Genomic DNA, 23,808 nt, shown 5'->3' with positions numbered 1-23,808 from the left:
GACGTAGTAAAGTGAAAGAATACTACGTCCCCAGAAAGGAGAAAAAATGAATACATCATTATCATGGATAAAAGCATATGTTCCTGACTTGGATGTTACTGCTCAGGAATATACAGACGCAATGACGTTGTCTGGAACGAAGGTGGAAGGATATGAGGTGCTGGACGCGGATCTGGACAAGATTGTGATTGGACAGATTGACAAGATTGAGAAGCACCCGGACGCAGATAAGCTGATTATCTGTCAGGTGAATGTAGGAAGTGAGTCTGTTCAGATTGTCACAGGTGCACATAATGTGAATGAAGGGGACAAGGTTCCTGTCGTACTGGACGGGGGACGTGTTGCTGGAGGACATGAGCCGGGAAGTCGTGTCGCAGGTGGAATAAAGATTAAGAAGGGTAAGCTTCGTGGAGTAGAGAGCTGCGGCATGATGTGCTCTATTGAAGAACTTGGCTCTAATCGTGACATGTATCCAGAGGCACCGGAAGAAGGAATCTATATCTTCCCAGAGGATACAGAGGTAGGAGCCAGCGCAATTGAAGCATTGGGACTGAATGATGTGGTATTTGAGTATGAGATTACTTCTAATCGTGTAGATTGCTTTAGTGTTGTAGGTATTGCAAGAGAAGCTGCCGCTACTTTCGGAAAGGAATTTCAACCTCCGGTAGTAACTAAGACTGGAAATGCTGAGGATGTTAACGACTATATCAAAGTAACTGTAAAAGACAGTGATCTCTGCCCGAGATATTGTGCAAGAGTTGTGAAGAATATTAAGATCGGACCGTCTCCAAAGTGGATGCAGAGACGTCTGGCTTCTGTAGGCATTCGTCCAATCAATAATCTGGTTGATATCACAAACTATGTCATGGAAGAATATGGACAGCCGATGCATGCCTATGATCTGGATACAATCGCTGACCGTGAGATTATTGTGCGCAAAGCTGCAAAAGGAGAAAAGTTTACAACTCTGGATGGGCAGGAAAGAGAGATGGACGAATCTGTACTGATGATCTGCGATGGACAGAAATCCATCGGTATTGCAGGTATCATGGGTGGAGAGAATTCCATGATTACAGATGATGTACAGACAATGCTTTTTGAAGCTGCTTGTTTCGATGGAACAAATATCCGTAAATCTAGTAAGAAGATCGGACTTCGTACCGATGCTTCTGGTAAGTTTGAAAAAGGTCTTGATCCAAATAATGCACAGGCTGCTATCGACCGTGCATGCCAGCTGGTAGAAGAATTAGGAGCTGGTGAAGTGGTAGGTGGAATGGTTGATGTCTATGGTAAGAAAAAAGAGCCGGTAAGAGTTCCTTTTGATCAGGATGAAATCAATAGTCTGCTTGGAACCAACATTTCAAAGGAAGAGATGATTGGATACTTCAAAAAGATAGATCTTGAATATGATGAAGAGACAAACGAAGTAATTGCGCCTACTTTCCGTCATGACTTATTCCGCATGGCTGACTTGGCAGAAGAAGTGGCAAGATTCTACGGATATGACAATATTCCAACTACACTTCCGAAAGGTGAAGCTACAACTGGTAAATTGTCATTCAAGCTGCGTGTAGAAGAAGTTGCTCGTGATATTGCTGAGTTCTGTGGATTTAGCCAGGGAATGACTTATTCATTTGAAAGTCCAAAGGTATTTGATAAATTAATGATACCTGCAGACTCACCGCTTCGTCAGACGGTTGAGATTATGAATCCTCTTGGAGAAGACTATAGTATCATGCGTACGACTTCTTTGAATGGAATGCTGACATCATTGGCAACTAATTATAATAGAAGAAATAAGAATGTCAGACTGTATGAATTAGGTAATGTATACATCCCGAAGGCTCTTCCGCTCACAGAACTTCCGGAAGAAAGAATGCAGTTTACACTTGGAATGTATGGAGATGGAGATTTCTTCAGTATGAAAGGTGTAGTTGAAGAGTTCTTTGAAAAGGTTGGTCTGCATAAGAAAGAAACATATGATCCAAATGCAGGAAAACCATATCTTCATCCGGGTCGTCAGGCAAATATTATTTATGATGGCAAGGTTGTTGGTTATCTGGGAGAATTGCATCCAGATGTTGCAGATGCATATGGTATCGGTACAAGAGCATACGTTGCAGTGATTGATATGCCTGAAATCGTTGAGAGAGCATCATTTGACAGAAAGTACACAGGAATTGCGAGATTCCCTGCTGTGACACGTGATATCAGTATGGTTATGCCGAAAGACATCCTGGTAGGCCAGGTTGAAGAAGTCATTGAGAAAAAGGGCGGAGTATATCTGGAAAGCTATGCACTGTTCGATCTTTATGAAGGAGCACAGATTAAGGAAGGATACAAATCAGTAGCATATTCTATCGTGTTCCGTGCGAAAGATAAGACACTCGAAGATTCAGAAGTTTCAGAGTCCATGGATAGAATTCTGAAAGCGTTGGAAGGCATGGGAATCGAGCTTCGTAAATAAAATATGGAGAGTAAAAGCATGAAGAAAAAGCAGATTGGTGGTCTGATTATAGCAGCTATCCTGTTTGTTGCGATAGGAGTGGCCAGTGTATTGACAAATGCGTTGACAGATTCATTTTCACAGAGAATGCTGGAAGAAAGTGCTGAGCATCTTTTGACGGGAGGCTACGATTTCCAACCGCCTGGGAAAAACTATATTGCAATCGTCAGAGTAGAAGGAACGATTCAAGAACAGACAGAGAGCAATTATTTTGAGACATCTTCAGGTTATCAACACACAACAACGTTGGAGTATATTGATAATTTGATGGATGATTCGAATAATCAGGGCATCTTGCTGTATGTGGATTCACCTGGTGGTACCGTATATGAATCAGAAGAGCTCTATCTGAAGTTAAAAGAATACAAGGAGACCACCGGACGTCCTGTCTGGGATTATATGGCACATTATGCAGCTTCTGGCGGATATATGGTGTCTATGTCAGCAGATAAGATATATGCAAATCCAAATACAACAACAGGCTCTATTGGCGTGATCATGGCAGGGTATGATATGAGTGGGTTATATGAAAAATTAGGAATTCGCTATGTAAGTATTACCAGCGGTGCCAATAAGGATAGTTCCAAGATGACTGATGAGCAGATAGCAATTTATCAGAGTCAAGTGGATGAATATTATTCAAAATTTGTTGGGATAGTAGCAGATGGACGTGGTATGTCCGAGGAGGAAGTGAAACAGCTTGCAGACGGACGTACCTATACGGCAAATCAAGCACTGGAAAATGGGTTGATTGATGAGATCAGTCTTTACGCTGATATGAAGGAAGCAATGAGTGAAGAATTAAATGTTGATGAATTCTATGAATTGGAAAGTTCAAAAAATACACTGTCTTCACTGTTGGCAGAAGTCAAAGACTTGGTTCCAAAATCAGAAGCTCAGATATTGACAGAGACCGCAGCAGATATGGAAAGCGGGGTGCCGATGTACTATGCAGAACAATTACAATAGACCTTCAATGGAGTTCGCCGGTTTTTGGGTACGAGCAGCAGCTTATTGTATTGACCGTTCGGTAGTGTTTGTGGGACTTTTGCTCGTGAGAATCCTATTATCGGTAGTAGCTGGCGGTGCACTTTCTGGAAGAAATATATTGTTCCATTATACTTGGAAAGATATTATTCTTTATGTGCTTCAAGTGACGTATTTCGTTCTGTTTACCTATTATACCGGGACGACTCTTGGAAAAAAAGCAATGAATCTGAGGGTTGTCAACGAAGATGGGAGCCAGAAACTGAATCTGATCGATGTGATTTACCGGGAGACGGTCGGGAGGTTCCTGTGTGGTTTGTCTGTCGGGATTGGATATATTATGGCAGGCGTCGACCGTGAAAAACGAGGATTGCATGATATGCTTTGTGACACGAGAGTTATCTATGCTAAGAAAGTAAAAGTATATCCAGTATATCAAGTCCCGCAGGGGTGGCAAGTGCCGCCACAAGGTCCGGCACCAATGCCACCGCAAGGTCCGGCACCAATGCCACCACAAGGTCCGGCGCCGATGCCGCCGCAAGGTCCAGGGGCAATGCCGCCTCAGGATCCATCGGTTCAGAAGTCCGTGGATGAGCAGATTCATCAGGGACATGCACAATAATATATAAAGAAGGGATTCATATTATGAAACGTCAAGATTTTTATTATGAATTGCCGGAAGAATTAATTGCTCAGGATCCATTGGAGGATCGTTCCAGCTCCAGACTTCTTGTACTTGACAAGGAGTCTGGAGCTGTTTCCCACCATGTATTTAAAGAAATTATTGATTATCTACATGAGGGAGATTGTCTGGTTATTAATGATACGAAAGTAATTCCGGCTAGATTAATTGGTTCAAAAGTAGGAACTGATGCCAAGATAGAAATATTATTATTAAAAAGAAAAGAAAATAATGTCTGGGAGACTCTGGTAAAGCCGGGGAAAAAGGCAAAAATAGGAACGAAGATCAGCTTTGGAGAGGGGCTTTTAATTGGTGAAGTCATTGATGTGGTAGAAGAAGGGAATCGTTTGATACAATTTACCTATGATGGAATCTTTGAGGAAATCTTAGATCAGTTGGGACAGATGCCTCTTCCGCCGTACATTACTCATCAACTGGAGGATAAAAACCGTTACCAGACAGTATACGCTACTCATACAGGGTCTGCGGCTGCACCAACGGCAGGACTCCATTTCACACCGGAACTTCTGAAAGCCATTGAAGAAAAGGGAATTGATATAGCCAGAGTAACACTTCACGTAGGCCTTGGAACATTTCGACCGGTTAAAGTAGATGAGATTACGGAACACCATATGCATTCCGAATTTTTTCAGATTGATGAAGATGCAGCGGCCAAGATTAATATGGCAAAAGATTCCGGAAACAGAGTTATCTGTGTAGGGACAACCAGCTGCAGGACTATTGAGTCTGCCGCAGATGAGACGGGACATTTGAAAGCATGCAGTGGATGGACAGAAATCTTCATTTATCCAGGATATAAATTTAAGGTTTTGGATTGTCTGATTACGAATTTTCATCTTCCAGAGTCTACACTCATCATGCTGGTGTCGGCTTTGGCTGGAAGAGAACATGTGCTGTCGGCATATGAAGAGGCTGTCAGAGAAAAATATCGCTTTTTTTCGTTTGGAGATGCTATGTTGATCTGTTAACGCATGAAAGGATGGGACGGGGAAAATGAATTTTTTCCCCGCCCCATCCTTTTTACATATTCCTGAAGGTATTTGCATAGAATGCCACAAGGAGTGTGATGGTAAGATGAAGATTATGGAGAATCATCCAACTGCTTCTGCGAAGATAGCAGGAAGTGCAAAGTATCCACATCTCAGAGGTAGAGTGGATTTTTATGATACGTTTGGAGGAACGGTGCTGGTTGCATCTATTTATGGGATTACAGATATCAATGGAAAAAGCAGTCAACAGTTTCATGGATTTCATATTCATGAAGGTGGCAGCTGTTCTGGAGCAGATCAGGAGCCCTTTGCAAATGTTGATGGGCATTACCAGTCAGTAAAATCACAGCATCCTGAGCATGCAGGGGATTTGCCGCCTCTGCTAAGTAATAATGGGATTGCGTGGATGTGTGTATATACAGATCGGTTTTATCCTGAGGATGTCATTGGAAAAACGGTAATTATCCATGCGTTGCCGGATGATTTTCATACACAGCCATCTGGTGCTTCTGGAGAAATGATTGCCTGTGGCGAGATTCAGGCACGAGAGAGCGAGATACGGTAAAAATATGGAAATTAAATGGAAATAATATGATTGACATATGGAGTGATAAAAGATATAATTATGAAAACAAATGAAAGAGAGGAACCAAAATGACAGTACAGGAAATGAAAGAGAGAAAGAAACTCTTAGGTTATACGAACGAAATGATTTCAGAACTATCGGGTGTTCCTCTTGGCACAGTGCAGAAAATTTTTGCGGGTGTAACTGCCTCACCACGATATGATACATTGTTGGCTTTAGAGAAAGTGCTGAAAAAAGAAGATAACAAGATGGCTGAATCTGTAAGGGATTATTCGGTGAAAAGACCGGGGGAATATACTGTGCAAGATTATTATGCATTGCCGAAAGAAAGACGTGTGGAGTTAATGAATGGAGTCATCTATGATATGGCGGCACCGTCGAATTTGCATCAATTATTATGTACAGAGATATGGCAGCCAATCAAAGATTATATAAAAAAAGAAGGTGGGCAGTGTATTCCGTTTGTTGCGCCGGCAGATGTTCAGCTCGACTGTGATGATAAGACGATGGTTCAGCCAGACGTGTTTGTAGTGTGTGATCGGAGGAAATTAATTAAGCATTGTACTTATGGGGCACCGGATTTCATTGTGGAAATTCTCTCTGAATCAGGAAGAAAGAAAGATATGATTATAAAGTGTGAAAAATATGCCAGTGCAGGAGTCAGAGAATACTGGATTGTAGATCCGGTACAGAAAAAAGTATTAGTATATGACTTTGAACATGATGAATTTCCAGTAATCTATGGATTTGATGACAAAGTTCCAGTGAGGATTTTTGAAGGGAAATGTATCATAAATTTTGCTGAAATCTATGAATATATAAGTTTTTTATATGAATAAAAAGGGAATAGAAACAGGAAGCAGAAAAGAATTTGACATGCCTGACATAAACCGATAGAATATAGATATTGAGACTGGTTTCACTTTGTGGATGAAAAGGGAATGCGGTGCGAATCCGCAGCAGCTCACTCTACTGTAAGAAATGACGAAACCTGCGGACCACTGTTGTGAGAATGACAACGGGAAGGGCGGGGATTAGGTTTTAGTTTTAAGTCAGGATACCTGCCAGTAATCAGAGTAAAGTCTTACGGTGAGGGCAGGATGATACATAAGAATGGAAAAGTTCTGATTGTATGGAGGGATTGTCGCAAGGCGTCACCTCCTTTTTCTTTCATATGAAAAAGATATATTCATGAATGTAGAAAAAGATGTGACAGGAGAGAAAGAATGGCACAGAAAAAACTTGCCTGGGGTTATACTACGGGAACGTGCGCACAGGCGGCGACGAAAGCCGCGCTGAAGATGCTATTTGCAAAAGAGCAGATAGATCAGGTAGAAGTGGAACTTCCCAAGGGAAAGAAACTTCAGTTGAAGATTCATGATATCAGGATAGAATACCGGGATGAGAATCAAAAGGAGATACAGAGCATATCTTGTGCAGTCCAAAAAGATAGTGGAGATGATCCTGATATCACGAACGGAATCATGGTGTACAGTAAAGTGGAAAAAACAAATACAGGACAGTACATTCTTGATGGAGGTCAGGGAATCGGGAGAGTTACGAAACCAGGTCTGGATCAACCAGTTGGGAATGCGGCGATCAATCGCGTTCCGCGTAAGATGATCTTGCAAGAAGTGGAGGATGCCTGTGAGGAGGTTGGTTATCTTGGGGGCATATATGTTGAGATATCCATACCGGAAGGAAAACGTCTTGCAGCAAAGACTTTTAATCCGAGACTGGGAATTGAGGGTGGTCTGTCGATTCTGGGAACCAGCGGATTGGTAGAACCGATGAGTGAGCAGGCATTGTTGGATACTATTTGCCTGGATATAAGAGTGAAAATAGCGGCAGGAAAAGAATATCTGATTGCGGCACCGGGGAATTATGGCCTGGATTTTCTGAGACAAGCCTATGGGATTGAAGAGCAGGAAGTGGTTAAATGCAGTAATTATATTGGACAGACTATAGATATGGCAATTGATCAGGGAAGTAAAGGTATTCTGCTGGTAGGGCATATCGGAAAACTCATTAAAGTTGCCGGAGGGATTATGAATACCCATTCAAGATGGGCGGACTGTCGGATGGAGATTCTTGCAGCGGCAGCGTTAAAAGCAGGAGTTTCGAGGGAAAAGACCTGTGAATTCCTGGATTGTATGACAACAGATGATGCATTGGACAGATGCACAGTTTCTGAGCGAGAAAGGATTATGGGGCAGATAATGGAGCGAATGGAGCAGTATTTGAATTACCGGGCAGCAGGTGAGCTTCAGATTGGTGCGATCACATTTTCCAATATATATGGTATTCTTGGAAAGACCAGCCAGGCAGAACATCTGATAGAAAAATATAAAGTTAGGGTCAAAAGCGTATGACCTAGCATCATATAGTAATAAAGACACAAGGAGAATGAAGATGGCAGGAATCTTATATGGAGTTGGCGTAGGCCCCGGAGATCCGGAGCTTTTAACAGTAAAAGCATTGCGAGTTATTCGAGAATGTGATGTGATTGCGGTTCCGGGCAGGAATCCGATGGAAACGGTTGCTTATCAGATTGTCAGGGAAGCGTATCCAGAGATTGAACAAAAAGAGCTGTTGGGGATTTATATGCCTATGACAAAAGATGAGCAGACTTTACAAAAGAATCATGAGGAAGGTGCGAAAGTTTTGAGTCGTTGCCTGGATAAAGGAAAGAAAGTGGCATTTTTAACATTAGGAGATCCTGCAGTGTATTCTACTTATATTTATCTGCATAAAGAGATTCAAAAAAAGGGATATGAGGTAGAGATGGTCAGCGGAGTTCCATCATTCTGTGCAGCAGCGGCGAGACTGAATATAGGAATTGCTGAGAAAGCGGAACAGATTCACATTATTCCGGCTTCATATCAGATTGAAGAGGCTCTGCAGTTAGAAGGAACAAAGATTCTTATGAAGGCAGGAAAGAAACTTCCGCATGTAAAAGAACAGCTAAAAGATATGGATGCATCTGTTGTCATGGTAGAAAACTGTGGAATGAAGACGGAGCATATCTATTATGGAACAGAACAGATTCCTGAAGATGCAGGGTATTATACATTGTTATTTGTGAAAGAAGGAGAGGCGTTATGATACATTTTGTTGGAGCTGGACCTGGGGCAGAAGATCTGATTACAGTCAGGGGGCAGAAGATGATCGAAGATGCTGACGTAATTATCTATGCAGGGTCCTTAGTGAATCCGGGACTTTTAAAATATGCGAAAGAAGGATGTAAGATCTACAATAGCGCATTCATGACGCTGGAGGAAGTGATAGAGGTAATGATACAGGCAGAAAAAAAGAGTCAGATGACTGTCCGGCTGCATACGGGAGATCCATGTCTCTATGGTGCGATTCGAGAGCAGATGGATATTCTGGATGAGAAGAACATTCTATATGATTCTTGCCCGGGGGTAAGCTCTTTTTGTGGTGCTGCGGCAGCATTGAATCTGGAATATACTTTGCCGGATGTATCGCAGAGTGTGGTCATTACAAGAACAGAAGGAAGGACACCTGTGCCGGAGAGAGAGAGTATTGCTTCATTTGCAAAGCACAGGGCGACCATGGTACTGTTCTTAAGTACAGGACTACTGGCGAAACTGACAGAACAACTGATCTGTGGAGGTTATGAACCGGATACACCGGCTGCAATTGTATATAAGGCGACCTGGCCTGAGGAAGAGACACATATCTGTACGATAGAGACATTGGAAGAGACGGCAAAGTCTCATGGAATTAGAAAGACAGCATTGATTATTGTTGGAGATGTTGTCAGCCATAATCATTATCAGCGATCAAAGTTATATGATCCTACATTTACTACGGAATATCGGGAAGGAACAGAGTAAATGAATGTAGCACTCATATGTTTTACACAAAAAGGCAAAATCCTGGCAGACAAAGTGGCGGCCGGACTGAGAGCGGAAGAGTATCGGGTAACCGTAGATGTCAAATGTATGGGCATACCAGAAGCGACAGATCTTACTCTGTCAGACTGGACCAGACAACAGTTTGAAAGTCAGGATGCGCTGATCTTCATTGGAGCTACAGGCATTGCAGTACGTGCTATAGCGCCATATGTAAGATCAAAGCAGAAGGATCCGGCTGTTTTGGTCATTGATGAAATGGGAATCCATTGTATTCCTCTATTATCTGGGCATATAGGTGGGGCTAATGAGCTGGCTCTGTTAGTCTGTGAAAAGGTACAGGCACTGCCGGTGATCACGACAGCGACTGATATTAACCAAAAATGGGCAGTGGATGTTTTTGCAGTAAAAAACGGACTTCAGATACAGGATATGAAAAGAGCAAAAAGAATCTCAGCAGATATATTGAAGGAGACGCCGGTTTTGATTGATTTTCAGGGTAATGAGAAGAATGTGGAAGGAAAGCTTCCACGGGGACTTGTCCTCTGGAATCCGATAGAAGACCAGGGAAAAAATGAACCGGATATATCGGTAGGAATTTATCGAAATCCTGCATGGAGCCAGACATTGTATCTGATTCCAAAAGTTGTTGTCGCAGGAATCGGATGTAGGAAGCATACAGAAGCAGAACAGATTGAACTGGCCGTCACCAATGTTCTGCGGCAGAATCATATCTGGCCGGAAAGTATCTGGCAGGCTGCGAGTATTGATATAAAGGCAAATGAACCAGGAATTCTTGAATACTGTTTGGCACACCGATTACAATTTCAGGTATATAGTTCGAAAGAATTACAAGAGGTAAAAGGCGATTTCACGTCGTCTGGATTCGTAGAACGGGTGACTGGTGTTGATAATGTGTGTGAACGCAGTGCTTTGTGTGCCAGTGAATCTGGACAGCTTATTGTAAAAAAACAAGCGGGTAATGGGGTCACCGTTGCACTTGCCGTAAAAGAATGGAGGATAAGTTTTGAATAAGATATATGTGATAGGAATCGGACCGGGATCATATGAACAGATGACGATCAAAGCAGCGGAAGCGTTAAAGAAATGCGATGTAATCGTAGGGTATACGGTGTATGTTGATCTTCTTCGAGAATATTTCGGTGAAAAAGAGTTTTTGACTACCCCAATGAGACAGGAGGTTCGTCGCTGTGAGATGGCTTTTGAAGAAGCTGCAAAAGGGCGGACGACAGCAATGGTATGCAGTGGGGATGCCGGAATCTATGGCATGGCCGGGTTGATGTATGAGATTGGAGAAAAATATCCGGATATTGAATTAGAGATTATTCCGGGAGTGACAGCGGCTATAGGCGGTGCGGCAGTCTTAGGAGCGCCTATGAGCCATGATTGTTGTCTGATCAGTCTCAGTGATCTTCTGACTCCATGGAAGAAGATCGAAAAGAGACTTCTTGCGGCAGCGCAAGCAGATTTTGTGATCTGCCTGTATAACCCATCCAGTAAGAAGCGGGCAGATTATCTGGATAAGGCATGTGATCTGATGCTCCGATATAAATCGGAAGATACCGTATGTGGTGTTGTAAAAAATATCGCAAGAGAAGGTGAAGCGATGCAGATACTATCCTTGAAGGAATTACAGAAAACAGCAGTAGATATGTTCTCTACAGTATTTATCGGAAATTGTGATACAAAAGTAATAGACGGAAAAATGGTTACGCCAAGGGGATATCGTTATGAAAGAGATTAAGATATTAATCTTCGGAGGAACTACAGAAGGCAGGAAACTGGCGGAATATTTGGTGAAAAGGCAGGTACAGGTACATGTCTGTGTTGCAACTTCATATGGAGAGAGCCTTCTTCCAGAAGATACGAATATTACCGTATCTCACAATCGGATGGATTGTGAAGAAATGCAACAATTTATTCGAAAATATCGGCCACGCTATGTGGTTGATGCGACACATCCCTATGCCAAAGAAGTGACGGAGAATCTGAGAACTGCCTGCGAACAGTGCAATGCAGATTATCTGCGCCTGGTCAGAGAATCCAGTCAGATGCAGGATTGTGTCTGTGTAGAGAATATGGAGGAAGCCATTCGATTTCTGGAACAGACGGAAGGAAATATTCTCGTAACAACTGGAAGTAAAGAGTTGGAGGAGTATACCAGACTAACAGATTATCAGGAGCGAGTCTATGCGCGAGTGCTCTCTCTGCAGAATGTAGCTGCCAAGTGCGAAGATCTTGGGTTTACTGGAAGACATCTGATCTGCATGCAAGGGCCGTTTTCGGTTGAGATGAATCTGGCAATGCTGCGGGAATTTGAGATTGCGTATCTGGTGACGAAGGAATCTGGCAATGTGGGAGGATACAGAGAAAAATGCCAGGCTGCCAGACTTGCGGGCGTTGGACTGGTTGTAATCGGACGGCCTTTTCAGGAGACGGGACTTGCATATAGAGAAATGTGTGGGTTTTTAAAGAAAGAATTAAATTTACAAGATAAGTGGAAAGTTTCTATCGTAGGAATCGGAATGGGGCCGGAAGATACCTTTACGGTGCAAGGAAAAAAAATCTGTCAGAAAGCGCAGTTACTGATTGGAGCAAAGCGTATGCTGGAGTCTTCTGCAAAGGCAGAGCAGCCATCCTATGCGGCTTACAAGCCGGAAGAGATACTTGCTTATATTAAAGAACATCCAGAGTATGAGAATGTTGTAGTCGCATTATCCGGTGATGTAGGGTTCTATAGTGGTGCCAAGAAGCTGCTTCAGTTATTACAACAGGAGCCGGATATTGAAGCGGAAGTGGTTCCTGGAATTTCTTCGGTAGCCTATTTCTGTGCCAGGTTGGGCATTTCCTGGGATGATGCAGCACTGACCAGCGTTCATGGAAGGAAAACTAATTTAATCTCTGTTATCCGTAATCATAAGAAGACGATTGCTCTTTCGGGAAATGCAGATGGAGTCCGAAGCATATGTCGAGAAATGATGGAATATGGGTATGGCAATCTGAATGTTTGCATTGGGAGCGATCTGGCGTATGAAGCTGAGAAGATTGAGTCGGGAACGGCAGAATCTCTGGTAGATTATAACGTCGGAGATCTTGCGGTAGTTTATATTGAAAATCCAAAGGGAGGAACGCAGGTGACGACTCATGGATTGCCGGATCGAGAATTTGTGCGTGGAGATGTACCTATGACAAAAGAGGAAGTTCGTAGTGTCAGCCTCTCAAAACTGCATCTAAAGAGAGATTCTATTGTGTATGATGTTGGAGCAGGTACCGGTTCTGTTTCTGTGGAAGCAGCAATTCAGGCAGATCAGGGACATGTCTATGCGATAGAGAGAAATGAAGAAGCAGTTGCCTTGATACTTCAGAATCAGAGAAAGATGAAAGTCGACAATCTTACAGTAATTGCAGGAGAAGCACCAGATGTATTAGAAGAACTTCCGGCACCGGATTGTGTGTTTATTGGCGGAAGTAAGGGACATATGAAAGAAATTATACAGACTGTGGCGCAGAAGAATCCAAAAGTTCGAGTAGTGATTAACGCTATTGCATTGGAAACTTTGGCAGAAGCTGTTAAGTGTTGTGATGAGGTGAAGGTTACAGAGGAAGAGATTGTCCAGATATCAGTGGCAAAGTCAAAAAGTGTGGGAAGCTATCATATGATGATGGGACAGAATCCAGTCTCTGTGATTAGCTTTACGTGTAATGAGGATGGAAGAGAATGAGTCGGATACCGAGAATACTGTTAACTGCACCAAGAAGTGGGACCGGAAAGACCATGATTACCTGCGGAATATTACAGGCGTTAAAGAACCGAGAATTTCGGGTCGCTGCATTTAAATGTGGACCGGATTATATTGATCCGATGTTTCATCGGGAAGTTATTGGACTTGATAGTTATAATCTGGATACATTTTTATGTGGAAGAGAGGGAGTCAGGCATCTTCTATATAAGAATGGCTCAAAATGCGATATAGCCGTAATAGAAGGTGTTATGGGGTATTATGATGGCCTTGCGGGTACATCTGTGGAATCAAGTGCTTATGATGTGGCAGATACGACAGAGACACCGGCAGTATTGATTCTGGATTGTAAAGGTATCAGTGTTTCTATTGTTCCGCTGATTCAGGGGTTTCTTCAATATCGGACGGACAGCCGGATTGCGGGTGTGATCTTGAATCGTCTGTCACCAATGATGTATGGGCGAATGAAAGAAACGATTGAACGTGAGACGAGTGTAAAAGTATATGGTTACGTTCCTGTTATTGAAGACTGCGTGTTGGAAAGTAGATATCTTGGGCTTAAGATGCCGCAGGAAATAGAATCCCTTCAGTTGAAACTTAAGAATCTGGGAGAGACATTGGAGCAGACGTTGGATCTGGATGGATTGGTGAAATTGGCACGGACAGCGCCAGACTTGCCGGACACATCGACTTCATATTTAAAAAAACGTTATGATGGATTGCGCATCGGTCTGGCGAAAGATGAGGCATTCTGCTTTATGTATCAGGATAATCTGGATATTCTGGAAGACCGGGGAGTAAAATTGATGCCCTTTTCACCGGTAAGGGACAGGCATCTTCCTGACAGACTGGATGGACTTCTCTTCTATGGAGGGTATCCGGAATTATGTGCAAAGGACTTGTGCCAGAATCAAAGTATTCGCCTTGAAATTCGTCAGGCTCTTGAAGAGGGATTGCCATGCATGGCGGAATGTGGAGGTTTTATGTATCTGCAGGAAAGTATTACCGCTGAAGATGGAAAGAGTTATGAAATGGTAGGGGCGTTAAGAGGTAAAAGCTTCTATACATCATCATTAAAACGCTTTGGATATGTAACATTGTCTCAGGGAACTGCCTTCGGAAAAAAAATAGATGCATTACCGGCACATGAATTTCATTACTATGATTCCACACAGTGTGGGCAGGAATTTGTGGCGAAAAAGCCGTTGTCGGAACGCTCCTGGAAGTGTATGGTAAGTACAGAGACCATATTGGCGGGATATCCGCACATACATTATTGCGGCAACTTAAAGGTTGTAGAAGCATTTTTGGATCAATGCAGCAGAAAAGAGGAAAGAAAATGACATTAGAGCAGATCATCAAAGCAATCGAACCTATTGACAGAAGGGCAATGGAACGATCATCAAAACAGTGGAATTCTATTGCGAAACCACTGCACAGTCTTGGGAAACTGGAAGAAAATATCATTCGAATTGCCGGAATTACCAGAACTGCGGATGTAAAAATTGATAAGAAAGCATTGATTGCCATGTGTGCAGATAATGGAGTTGTAGCAGAAGGTGTGACACAGAGCGGTCAGGAAGTAACAGCGATTGTTGCAGAAAATTTTCTGGATTGCAACACTAGTGCAGCGATTATGTGCAAAAAAGCCGGAGTAGACTTGTTTCCTATTGATATTGGGATGGCGGTAGACACCAGAGTACCCGATTATAAGGTGGCGTATGGAACGAAAAATATGGCGCGGGAACCGGCTATGACCAGAGAAGAAGCCATTCAGTCTGTTATGACTGGAATACAGATTGCTATAGAGAAAAAAGAAGAAGGTTATCAGATTCTGGCTACTGGTGAGATGGGAATTGGAAATACGACAACCAGCAGTGCTGTAGCATCGGTCCTTTTGAATCGTCCGGTAGAATTTATGACTGGAAGAGGTGCTGGACTTACCAGTGAGGGTCTGAATCGGAAGATTCAGACAATTGAAAAGGCTATATCGCTCCATCAGCCGGATCCCCAAGATGCTCTGGATGTATTAAGTAAAGTGGGAGGTTTTGATCTGGCAGGTCTTGCCGGCATATATCTGGGAGGAGCTTATTGCCATCTTCCGGTGGTGATGGATGGATTCATATCTGCTGTGGCAGCCTTAATTGCAGCGAGAATATGTCCTGATGCCAGGGAATATATGATTGCCTCTCATGTATCAAAAGAACCTGGAATGCATGTGATCCTGGAAGAGTTGAATTTAAGTGCATCTCTGGATTGTCATATGTGTCTTGGAGAAGGGACGGGGGCGGTTGCTTTTTTGCCGGTTCTCGAGATGGCTTTAGAAGTTTATCACAAAATGAGTACATTTTCAGAAAATAATATAGAAGATTATGAAGAACTTGGTGATCGATAATGATACATATGATTACAGGCGGAAGTGGAAGTGGTAAGTCTGCTTATGCAGAGGATTGGTTGATCGGGCATAGACAGCAGACAGGAAAGGACCAGTCCCTTCTTTATATTGCAACAATGAAGCCTTATGGAGAAGAGACGGTGAAAAAGATAGAACGCCACCACAGGCTTCGCGCCGGAAAGGGATTTACCACACTGGAACGGTACACGGATCTAAAGAATATGCCAATTCCTGATAATGAAGGAATATTATTGGAATGTGTATCGAATCTTGTGGCAAATGAATTCTACCGTGAGGATGGAACGATAAAGGGAAGGAAGGAGACACTGGAAGAGATTCTGGACGGATTGATTCACTTATCAGAGCATACGTTGTGTCTTACGATTGTGACCAATGAAGTGAATTCGGATATCAATGGTTACAGTCCTGAGACAGAACAGTATCGGCAGATGATGGGAATGGTGAATCAGAGAATTGCCAGTCTGGCAGATCGAGTGACGGAAGTGGTGTATGGTATCCCAGTGTTAATTAAGGATGAGCAGAATATGGAATAGTTTTAAAATTGCATTTTCGATGTATAGCAGAATCCCTATGCCAAAGAGTGAATGGACAGAAGAAAATATATCGTATGCTATGTGCTTTTTCCCGTTGGTTGGAGGCGTGATAGGAGCTATAACATATGGACTATTTGTCTTGAAAGGAGTGGCTGCTTCACAAGGTGTCCTATTCTCGGATCTTTTTTGGACCATTCTATTATTGTTGGTGCCGATTGCGATTACTGGAGGAATTCATATGGACGGATTTCTGGATACGCAGGATGCTGTCAGTTCCTATCAGCCAAGGGAGAAGAGACTTGAGATTCTGAAGGATTCTCATGCAGGAGCGTTTGCCATCATCTCTTGTGCGGTTTATCTGTTAGCTTATCTGGGAATTTATTCCTCCCTTACGATTAGAAGTGTCACCGTAATTGCATGGAGTTTTCTGCTATCCAGATCATTAAGCGGATTGTCAGTGATTACATTTCCGCAGGCAAGAAAGGAAGGAATGGCGGCAACATTCTCTCAGAATGCTGTAAAAAAAGCATCTAAGAGAGTATTACTTATCTATGTGGCAATTATCTGCAGCAGTATGGTATTGACCGGGAAGATCTTAGGAATTGTGGCAATTGTGACTGCCGGGCTGGTGTTTTGGTATTATTATCGGATGTCTATGTCAAAATTTGGTGGAATTACGGGAGATCTGGCGGGATATTTTCTGCAGATGTGTGAACTTCTGATGGCAGTGTCGGTTGTCATTGTGGACGTGATTGTGAAAGGGTTGGCTGTATGATCTTAATTATCGGAGGGGCTTATCAGGGTAAGCTCGATTATGCAAAGAAGATATATCCGAGGATATCATGGATAGATGGACGAAGCTGTGGAGAAGAAGATGTGTATGAATGTCAGGGAATCCATCATTTTCATGTTTATATCGAGAGGATGATGCGTAACGATATATTGCCGGAGGATTTTGCAGAGCAGATTTTAAAGCGAAATCCAGAAATGATTGTGATCAGTGATGAGATTGGTTACGGAATTGTTCCGGCAGATCCATTTGAGAGGGTATATCGTGAGCAGACGGGCAGGATCTGTACCAGACTTGCTAAAGAGGCAGAAATTGTACACCGTGTGTCTTGCGGGATTGGGAAGGTGATTAAAGGATGAGAATCTTTTTATTGCGTCATTCGATGACAGAGGGCAATCGAATGAAGCGATATATCGGTAAAACGGATGAACCTTTATGTACGGAAGGAATCGAGCTTCTGAGACAGAGATCTTATCCGGATGTCCAGAGAATATATACCAGTCCGCTGAAGCGATGCAGGCAGACGGCGGACATTGTCTATCCAGGGCGAAAAGTTACGGTAATTCATGAACTTGCAGAGTGCGATTTTGGACTTTTTGAAAATAAGAATTATCGGGAGTTGGCAGAATGCGAGGATTATCAGAAGTGGATTGACAGTAACGGAACCTTGCCATTCCCCGGCGGAGAGAGTCGGCAAGAATTTTCAAGGAGAAGTATTCTGGGATTTGAGGCAGCATTAGAGGAATGTCGCAGAGATAGGATTGAAAGGGCAGCATTTGTAGTACATGGCGGGACGATTATGAGTATTATGGAAAAATATGCGTATCCTGCCGGAAGTTATTATGATTATCAGGTAGGAAATGGAGAAGGTTATGAGCTTTTTATTACAGATGACAATATCAGTATGGATCGGTTTTTTGCTGGATCTGATCTTAGGAGATCCCAGGTGGCTGTATCATCCGGTCCGGCTGATCGGGCATCTGATTACGACAGCGGAACGAATTATCAGAAATTGTTTCCCAGAGTCTAAACGAGGAGAGCGTATTGGTGGGGGTGTTCTGGTGCTAATAGTAGTCGGTATCAGTGCGGCGGTTCCTGCACTGATCTTGTGGGCTGCTTATGGATATGCATGGCAGTTTGGAATGGCAGTGGAAAGTTTCATGTGCTATCAGATACTTGCTACAAAGTCCTTGAAAACTGAAAGCGATAAGGTCTATCAGGCATTGGAACGGGAAGGGATTGAAGAGGCAAGAAAGGCAGTATCCATGATCGTTGGAAGAGATACAGAGAATCTTACACAAGAAGGCGTGACAAAAGCGGCAGTGGAAACCGTTGCAGAAAACACATCTGACGGAGTCATCGCACCGCTTTTCTATCTGATGATTGGTGGCGCAGTGCTGGGATTTGCTTATAAGGCAGTGAATACCATGGATTCCATGGTGGGATATAAGAATGAAAAATATCTTTATTTTGGAACGGCAGCAGCAAAATTGGATGATATAGTGAATTATATTCCGGCCCGACTATCAGCATGGTGTATGATATTATCATCTGTGTTGACACGGATGGATTGGAAAAATGCAGTCCATATTTATCGAAGAGACAGATATAACCATAAAAGTCCGAATGCTGCGCAGACAGAGTCTGTCATGGCGGGAGCTTTGGATATACAGCTGGCAGGAAATGCATGGTATTTTGGAAAATTATATGAGAAACCAACGATTGGAGATCCAATTCGCGCAATTTTGATTCAGGATATCAGAAAGGCACATACGCTGCTGTATGCAACAGCGATATCTGCACTGGTGATTTTCAGTGTTATTAAAATTGGCATTCTATGGATGATATAGAAAATAATTAGACAGGAGAAATAAATGAGAGAACAGATTCATGGAGGCGATATCTATCGTAATCAAAATGTCCTGGATTTTTCAGTGAACAGTAATCCGTTAGGTCCTCCGATACAAGTATTGAAAACGATTCGTGAGCAGGCAGATCAGATTGTGCATTATCCAGACATTCAATGCAGTGCATTGAGTAAAGCGATCGCAAAGTTCGAGCATGTACAGGAAGAAGAAATTGTCTGTGGAAATGGAGCGGCAGAATTATTCTATGCAGCGGTACTTGCAGTGATGCCAAGGAAGGCTCTTTTGTTGGCGCCAACTTTTGCGGAATATGAAAAGGCATTGAAGGCGGTAGGAACCGAGATTCAATATTATGAACTTCAAAAGTCTCAGGAATTCCAGGTTACAGAAGAGATCCTTGATCAGATAACTCCACAGATGGATATGTTTTTTGTGTGCAATCCCAACAATCCGACCGGACAGCCGATTCAGCAGGAATTATTGGAAAAGATTCTGAAGCGATGTCAGGAATGTGATGTCTGGGTGGTTTTGGATGAATGTTTTATTGACTTTTTGGATCATCCGGAATTCTTTGAGATGTGTTCAAAGAGGCAGAATTATTCTAAGCTTCTGATTGTCAAAGCATTTACGAAGCTTTTTTGTATGCCTGGGCTCAGGCTTGGTTATGGAATCAGCTGCAATCAGGAATTACTTGGAAGGATGGCAGAAGTACTTCAGCCTTGGAATGTCTCAATTCTGGCACAGCTGGGAGGAGTGGCTGCGCTTGATGATTGTGCACAGTATATACAGGATACAAGAGAATATATTTCTGTGGAAAGAGATGCAATGATTCAAGAAATGAAGATGTTGGGATATTCCGTATATGGTTCCAAAGCAAACTATATATTTTTCTCAGGAAAACCGGGGCTTTATGCTCAAGCGTTGAACGCAGGATTCCTGATTCGTGACTGCAAGAATTACCGGGGATTATCGGAAGGTTACTATCGTATTGCCGTCCGTACAAAAGAGGAGAATGAGAGGATGATTGCATGGCTAAGACAATTATGATACAGGGAACAATGTCAAATGCAGGAAAGAGTCTGATCTGCGCGGGTTTATGTCGAATCTTCCGGCAGGATGGATATAAAGTGGCACCTTTTAAATCCCAGAATATGGCATTGAATTCTTTTATTACGGAAAATGGCCTGGAGATGGGACGTGCTCAGGTGGTTCAGGCGGAAGCGGCAGGAATTGCTCCTCAGGTAGAGATGAATCCAATCCTGTTAAAACCGACCAATGATACGGGATCGCAGGTAATCGTTAACGGAGAAGTCTTACAGAATATGTGTGCCCGGGAGTACTTTGCCTATAAAAAGCAATTAGTTCCTGAGATTATGAGGGCTTTCCATAAGTTGGAAGAGACTTACGATATCATTGTGATCGAAGGGGCGGGAAGCCCCGCAGAGATTAATCTAAAGCAAGATGATATTGTTAATATGGGGATGGCGAAGATGGCGAAGTCCCCGGTACTTCTGGTTGGAGATATTGACAGAGGAGGAGTATTCGCTCAGCTTTTGGGAACATTAATGCTCCTGGAGGAAGAAGAAAAGAATATGGTCAAAGGTCTGATCATTAATAAATTTCGTGGAGATAAGACAATATTGGATCCTGGAATTCAGATGTTGGAAGAGCGTGGCGGTATTCCCGTGGTAGGAGTTACTCCATATCTTTCTGTTGAGATTGAAGATGAAGACAGCCTGACAGAGCGTTTTCAGGGGCGAAAAGAAGCAGAACTCATTGATATTGCAGTCATTCGGACACCAAGAATCTCTAATTTTACGGATTTTATTGCGTTGGAGAATATCAAAGGTGTATCTTTGAGATATGTAAGAGATTGCAGAGAGTTAAAACATCCCGATATGATCATTTTGCCTGGAACGAAGAATACGATGGAAGATCTGCTTTGGATGCGGCAGAATGGGCTGGAGACGGAAGTGAAAAAAGGGGCAGCTAAGGGAACAATCGTATGGGGGATCTGTGGCGGTTATCAGATGCTTGGTGAAAGCCTGAGTGATCCAGAAAGTGTGGAAGCCGGTGGAAGAATCGATGGAATGGGATTACTACCAATGGAGACAACATTTGTTCGTCAGAAGACCAGAACGAGAGTAAATGGTACATTTCAACATATCGGAGGAATCCTTAAGGAACTGTCTGGCATTGCATTTGAAGGGTATGAGATTCATATGGGAGAGACCAGAGGCAAGGATATGCCGATGAGCAGAATAAAAGACTATGTTCAGGAAAAAAGTAGTGAGGATGGATTATCTAAGGGAAATGTCTACGGAACTTATGTCCATGGCATTTTTGATAAGGAAGAAGTAACTACGACAATGATACGTGCAATCGCAAAACACAAGGGCATAGATCCAGATGAAATGGAAGGTGTAGATATGAAAGCATTTAAGGAAACTCAGTATGATCTGCTGGCAGATAGCCTTCGACAGCATCTGGATATGAAGAAAATCTATGAGATTATGGACAGAGGGATAACGGATCGATGAAGATGGAGATTGAAAATGTGCTTCCTACTGAGATAGAGAAGCGAAGTTTTGAGATTATAACAGAAGAATTACAAAAGGAAGGAATCGTTTTGCCGGAAAAAGAGGCTCCGATTATCAAGCGATGTATTCATACCAGTGCAGATTTTGATTATGCAAAGAATCTTATCTTTTCAGAAGACGTAACAGAACAGGCTTTGGAGGCAATTCGAAATGGCGCATCTATTGTGACAGATACACAGATGGGTCGCTCAGGTATCAATAAAAAGGAACTGGGAAGGTATGGTGGTAAGGTCTATTGCTTTATGTCCGACGATGATGTGGCAGAAAGAGCAAAACAAAATGGAACGACCCGCGCAGTCGCCAGTATGGAAAAAGCCTGCGAATTAAATGAGAAACTGATCTTTGCAATTGGAAATGCACCGACTGCTCTGATTCGGCTGTATGAACTGATCCGGGAAGGAAAGATCCGACCGGAACTTGTGATTGGTGTTCCGGTAGGTTTTGTCAATGTGGTGCAGTCTAAGGAGATGATATTAACACTGGAACATACACCATACATCATAGCAAAAGGAAGAAAAGGCGGAAGCAATATCGCGGCATGTATCTGTAATGCATTGTTGTATATGCTGTAAAATGGAAAAAAGGATGAAGAATTCTAAAAAACCTTCATCCTTTTTTATTTTGTGCCTTTATATTACCACAAAATCGCCAAAATTTCAAGTCTGGTAAGTATCCAACCGCGGGTGTATAATCATGGAACTTACCATGAAAGGGGCGTTTGTCAGGTGGAAAAAAATAATCTGTTAGAGATGTTGTCGGATCAGAATCAATTAACTGCTATCGTTCATACAAATGAGTATGCGCAGAAGTTTGGACTGGTTCTTTCGAAGGAAGAAGCAAAACTTCTGGTTCGGGAACGGACTGGTAATTCAAGGCGGCAGAGAAGAATTGAGTTTGGCGAGGGGATTCTTCCGAAGATTATCTATGAATTCTGCGATTCACAGTATATTTCTCAGGAAAATTATGTGGATACAATTGCAAGGCTACACGACATCTTTATGCTGTATAAGAATGAGATGCAAGATGAGATTTCGGATGATGAATTGTTGCATTTTATGAAAGAACAGTATGAGACAGTCTGTTACGGTGACCTGGAATATCTGGAAAGCACCTGCCTGGAAGTTTTTGCGCGGGCGATACGTGCAGGATACCGGGAACATCACAGGACAGATGGAAGAGGAGAATATGTAAGGTTTGATGTTGTGCCCAGATGGGATCGAGAGTTGTATCTGCAGGCTCTTAGGGATCTTTATTAAGCGACAGAAGAACAAGAAGGGAGATGATATGAGATGCAAAAGGAATATGAGGAAGAAGGGTATGGACTGGAAGAACTTCTTCCTATCGTAACAAAGCTTGCAGGACGATATACATCTTATGAAAGTACTTCTGTCACCTATGAAACGGCAGGAAAATTAATGGAAGCAGTTCAATTCTGCATTCGGATGGCACAGGAGCAGGAAGCAGGTGCTGAGCCGAATCCTTCAAAGATGTATCCAAGCACGGATTCAAAGCGAAAAAAGATGTTGGCCAGTGATGCGTATGAAACGGGTGTTCAGAAAATCCTTCAAAAGGTAAAAGATGCCAAGGAACAATATAATCTGATGATTGTTCGATTTTGTGATTATGGGAACAAGAATTATGGAGAGACGGTAAAGAAGGCAATTCCAGGCTTCTTCCGCTATTATGATGTGAGATTTGCACCGCAGGAAACGTTGATTACTATGGATTATCCGACACTTAGCCAATTCCATGCCTATCAAGGAATAGAAGCGATAGAACGCTATATAGAATGCATCTGCCTGGAGCAGAAATTTTTGGAAAAACTTCCGATGGAATATATTGTTCAGATTCTGAATGATTACGATGGAGAATATCAGAATCAGTTTTATAATATTTGCAGAATAGTGCTTCGCCATGTACTTGGATGCATGATGATACAGAAACCAATGGGATTACCGGCAACAGAAGAGGATTATTATAAACTTCAGGAAAAAGTTGATAAGATGGGAAAGGAAGCAACAAAAAAATTGCTTAAAAAACTATTAAAACAACTGATGTGCGAAAAATACGAAGATAATAAAGAAATGTATGATTATCTTAAGAAAGATCTGGCAGATTTCGTGACGGAACTTTTTCTTGCGAAGGAGTATGAATGTATGCACGAAGCTGTGACATTGGGATAATGGATGAAATA

Annotated in this window: 24 protein-coding genes and 1 riboswitch; all 24 genes read left to right on the top strand. The window is 42.6% G+C overall.

The genetic code is table 11. The features are described from left to right. The first annotated feature begins 46 nt into the window (after nt 1–46). Nucleotides 47–2,467: a phenylalanine--tRNA ligase subunit beta gene (gene pheT / locus ABE613_RS11775; RefSeq protein WP_347376459.1), complete on the top strand. Its 2,421-nt coding sequence runs from the start codon at nt 47–49 to the stop codon at nt 2,465–2,467. 18 nt (nt 2,468–2,485) lie between these two features. Beyond that, nucleotides 2,486–3,475 (top strand): signal peptide peptidase SppA, encoded by a 990-nt coding sequence (gene sppA / locus ABE613_RS11770; protein WP_347376458.1) that lies wholly within the window; start codon nt 2,486–2,488, stop codon nt 3,473–3,475. Beyond that, on the top strand, nt 3,456–4,115 hold the full coding sequence (locus tag ABE613_RS11765) for an RDD family protein (RefSeq protein ID WP_235231802.1): 660 nt from the start codon (nt 3,456–3,458) through the stop codon (nt 4,113–4,115). The genes sppA and ABE613_RS11765 overlap by 20 nt, the downstream gene beginning before the upstream one ends. Before the next feature lie 23 nt (nt 4,116–4,138). Further along, nucleotides 4,139–5,164 carry a tRNA preQ1(34) S-adenosylmethionine ribosyltransferase-isomerase QueA gene (gene queA / locus ABE613_RS11760; RefSeq protein WP_235231800.1) on the top strand — a complete coding sequence of 342 codons (1,026 nt, stop codon included), beginning with the start codon at nt 4,139–4,141 and terminating at the stop codon, nt 5,162–5,164. Between the two features lie 106 nt (nt 5,165–5,270). Further along, nucleotides 5,271–5,750: a superoxide dismutase family protein gene (locus ABE613_RS11755; RefSeq protein ID WP_235231798.1), complete on the top strand. Its 480-nt coding sequence runs from the start codon at nt 5,271–5,273 to the stop codon at nt 5,748–5,750. 89 nt (nt 5,751–5,839) lie between these two features. Beyond that, nucleotides 5,840–6,610 (top strand): Uma2 family endonuclease, encoded by a 771-nt coding sequence (locus ABE613_RS11750; protein WP_235231797.1) that lies wholly within the window; start codon nt 5,840–5,842, stop codon nt 6,608–6,610. A 58-nt stretch (nt 6,611–6,668) separates the two neighbouring features. Further along, a riboswitch (cobalamin riboswitch) is annotated at nt 6,669–6,854 on the top strand. A 143-nt stretch (nt 6,855–6,997) separates the two neighbouring features. Next, nucleotides 6,998–8,143 (top strand): cobalt-precorrin-5B (C(1))-methyltransferase CbiD, encoded by a 1,146-nt coding sequence (gene cbiD / locus ABE613_RS11745; RefSeq protein WP_235231796.1) that lies wholly within the window; start codon nt 6,998–7,000, stop codon nt 8,141–8,143. Between the two features lie 40 nt (nt 8,144–8,183). Then, the gene (cobI, locus tag ABE613_RS11740; RefSeq protein ID WP_235231795.1) at nt 8,184–8,876 is read left to right on the top strand and encodes a precorrin-2 C(20)-methyltransferase; all 693 of its coding nucleotides are present in this window, start codon (nt 8,184–8,186) and stop codon (nt 8,874–8,876) included. Further along, nucleotides 8,873–9,631, top strand: a complete 759-nt coding sequence (cobM, locus tag ABE613_RS11735; protein ID WP_235231794.1) for a precorrin-4 C(11)-methyltransferase — start codon at nt 8,873–8,875, stop codon at nt 9,629–9,631. Before cobI ends, cobM begins: the two co-directional genes overlap by 4 nt. Next, on the top strand, nt 9,632–10,684 hold the full coding sequence (locus ABE613_RS11730; RefSeq protein ID WP_347376457.1) for a cobalt-precorrin 5A hydrolase: 1,053 nt from the start codon (nt 9,632–9,634) through the stop codon (nt 10,682–10,684). It abuts the gene before it with no gap. Continuing rightward, entirely contained in the window at nt 10,677–11,414 is a 738-nt protein-coding gene (cobJ, locus tag ABE613_RS11725) for a precorrin-3B C(17)-methyltransferase (protein ID WP_347376456.1), read from the top strand. The genes ABE613_RS11730 and cobJ overlap by 8 nt, the downstream gene beginning before the upstream one ends. Continuing rightward, complete coding sequence (gene cobK, locus ABE613_RS11720; protein ID WP_347376455.1) at nt 11,401–13,392, top strand: precorrin-6A reductase; 1,992 nt, start codon at nt 11,401–11,403, stop codon at nt 13,390–13,392. Before cobJ ends, cobK begins: the two co-directional genes overlap by 14 nt. Continuing rightward, on the top strand, nt 13,389–14,753 hold the full coding sequence (locus tag ABE613_RS11715; RefSeq protein WP_347376454.1) for a cobyrinic acid a,c-diamide synthase CobB: 1,365 nt from the start codon (nt 13,389–13,391) through the stop codon (nt 14,751–14,753). The genes cobK and ABE613_RS11715 overlap by 4 nt, the downstream gene beginning before the upstream one ends. After that, on the top strand, nt 14,750–15,805 hold the full coding sequence (gene cobT, locus ABE613_RS11710; protein WP_235231789.1) for a nicotinate-nucleotide--dimethylbenzimidazole phosphoribosyltransferase: 1,056 nt from the start codon (nt 14,750–14,752) through the stop codon (nt 15,803–15,805). The genes ABE613_RS11715 and cobT overlap by 4 nt, the downstream gene beginning before the upstream one ends. Then, complete coding sequence (locus tag ABE613_RS11705; RefSeq protein WP_235231788.1) at nt 15,805–16,359, top strand: bifunctional adenosylcobinamide kinase/adenosylcobinamide-phosphate guanylyltransferase; 555 nt, start codon at nt 15,805–15,807, stop codon at nt 16,357–16,359. The genes cobT and ABE613_RS11705 overlap by 1 nt, the downstream gene beginning before the upstream one ends. Continuing rightward, nucleotides 16,340–17,134: an adenosylcobinamide-GDP ribazoletransferase gene (locus tag ABE613_RS11700; RefSeq protein WP_268826415.1), complete on the top strand. Its 795-nt coding sequence runs from the start codon at nt 16,340–16,342 to the stop codon at nt 17,132–17,134. The genes ABE613_RS11705 and ABE613_RS11700 overlap by 20 nt, the downstream gene beginning before the upstream one ends. Beyond that, a complete protein-coding gene (locus tag ABE613_RS11695) occupies nt 17,131–17,508 on the top strand; it encodes a bifunctional adenosylcobinamide kinase/adenosylcobinamide-phosphate guanylyltransferase (protein ID WP_347376453.1) in 378 nt (125 codons plus the stop codon). The genes ABE613_RS11700 and ABE613_RS11695 overlap by 4 nt, the downstream gene beginning before the upstream one ends. Further along, entirely contained in the window at nt 17,505–18,179 is a 675-nt protein-coding gene (locus tag ABE613_RS11690) for a histidine phosphatase family protein (RefSeq protein WP_235231784.1), read from the top strand. The genes ABE613_RS11695 and ABE613_RS11690 overlap by 4 nt, the downstream gene beginning before the upstream one ends. Then, nucleotides 18,067–18,999: an adenosylcobinamide-phosphate synthase CbiB gene (cbiB, locus tag ABE613_RS11685; protein ID WP_235231812.1), complete on the top strand. Its 933-nt coding sequence runs from the start codon at nt 18,067–18,069 to the stop codon at nt 18,997–18,999. The genes ABE613_RS11690 and cbiB overlap by 113 nt, the downstream gene beginning before the upstream one ends. A gap of 24 nt (nt 19,000–19,023) precedes the next feature. Beyond that, nucleotides 19,024–20,061, top strand: a complete 1,038-nt coding sequence (locus ABE613_RS11680) for a pyridoxal phosphate-dependent aminotransferase (protein WP_347376452.1) — start codon at nt 19,024–19,026, stop codon at nt 20,059–20,061. Beyond that, complete coding sequence (locus ABE613_RS11675) at nt 20,043–21,554, top strand: cobyric acid synthase (protein ID WP_347376451.1); 1,512 nt, start codon at nt 20,043–20,045, stop codon at nt 21,552–21,554. Before ABE613_RS11680 ends, ABE613_RS11675 begins: the two co-directional genes overlap by 19 nt. Continuing rightward, complete coding sequence (locus ABE613_RS11670; protein ID WP_347376450.1) at nt 21,551–22,186, top strand: precorrin-8X methylmutase; 636 nt, start codon at nt 21,551–21,553, stop codon at nt 22,184–22,186. Before ABE613_RS11675 ends, ABE613_RS11670 begins: the two co-directional genes overlap by 4 nt. A gap of 153 nt (nt 22,187–22,339) precedes the next feature. Next, the gene (locus ABE613_RS11665) at nt 22,340–22,870 is read left to right on the top strand and encodes a DUF6323 family protein (protein WP_347376449.1); all 531 of its coding nucleotides are present in this window, start codon (nt 22,340–22,342) and stop codon (nt 22,868–22,870) included. Nucleotides 22,871–22,903: 33 nt separating this feature from the next. Further along, on the top strand, nt 22,904–23,797 hold the full coding sequence (locus ABE613_RS11660) for a DUF6179 domain-containing protein (RefSeq protein ID WP_347376448.1): 894 nt from the start codon (nt 22,904–22,906) through the stop codon (nt 23,795–23,797). Nucleotides 23,798–23,808 lie beyond the last annotated feature (11 nt).

This window comes from Dorea chungnamensis (genome assembly GCF_039832125.1).
Classification (GTDB): domain Bacteria; phylum Bacillota; class Clostridia; order Lachnospirales; family Lachnospiraceae; genus JAFBIX01.
Note: the sequence above shows the minus strand (reverse complement) of the source record. Positions and strands in the feature narration are given on the sequence as shown.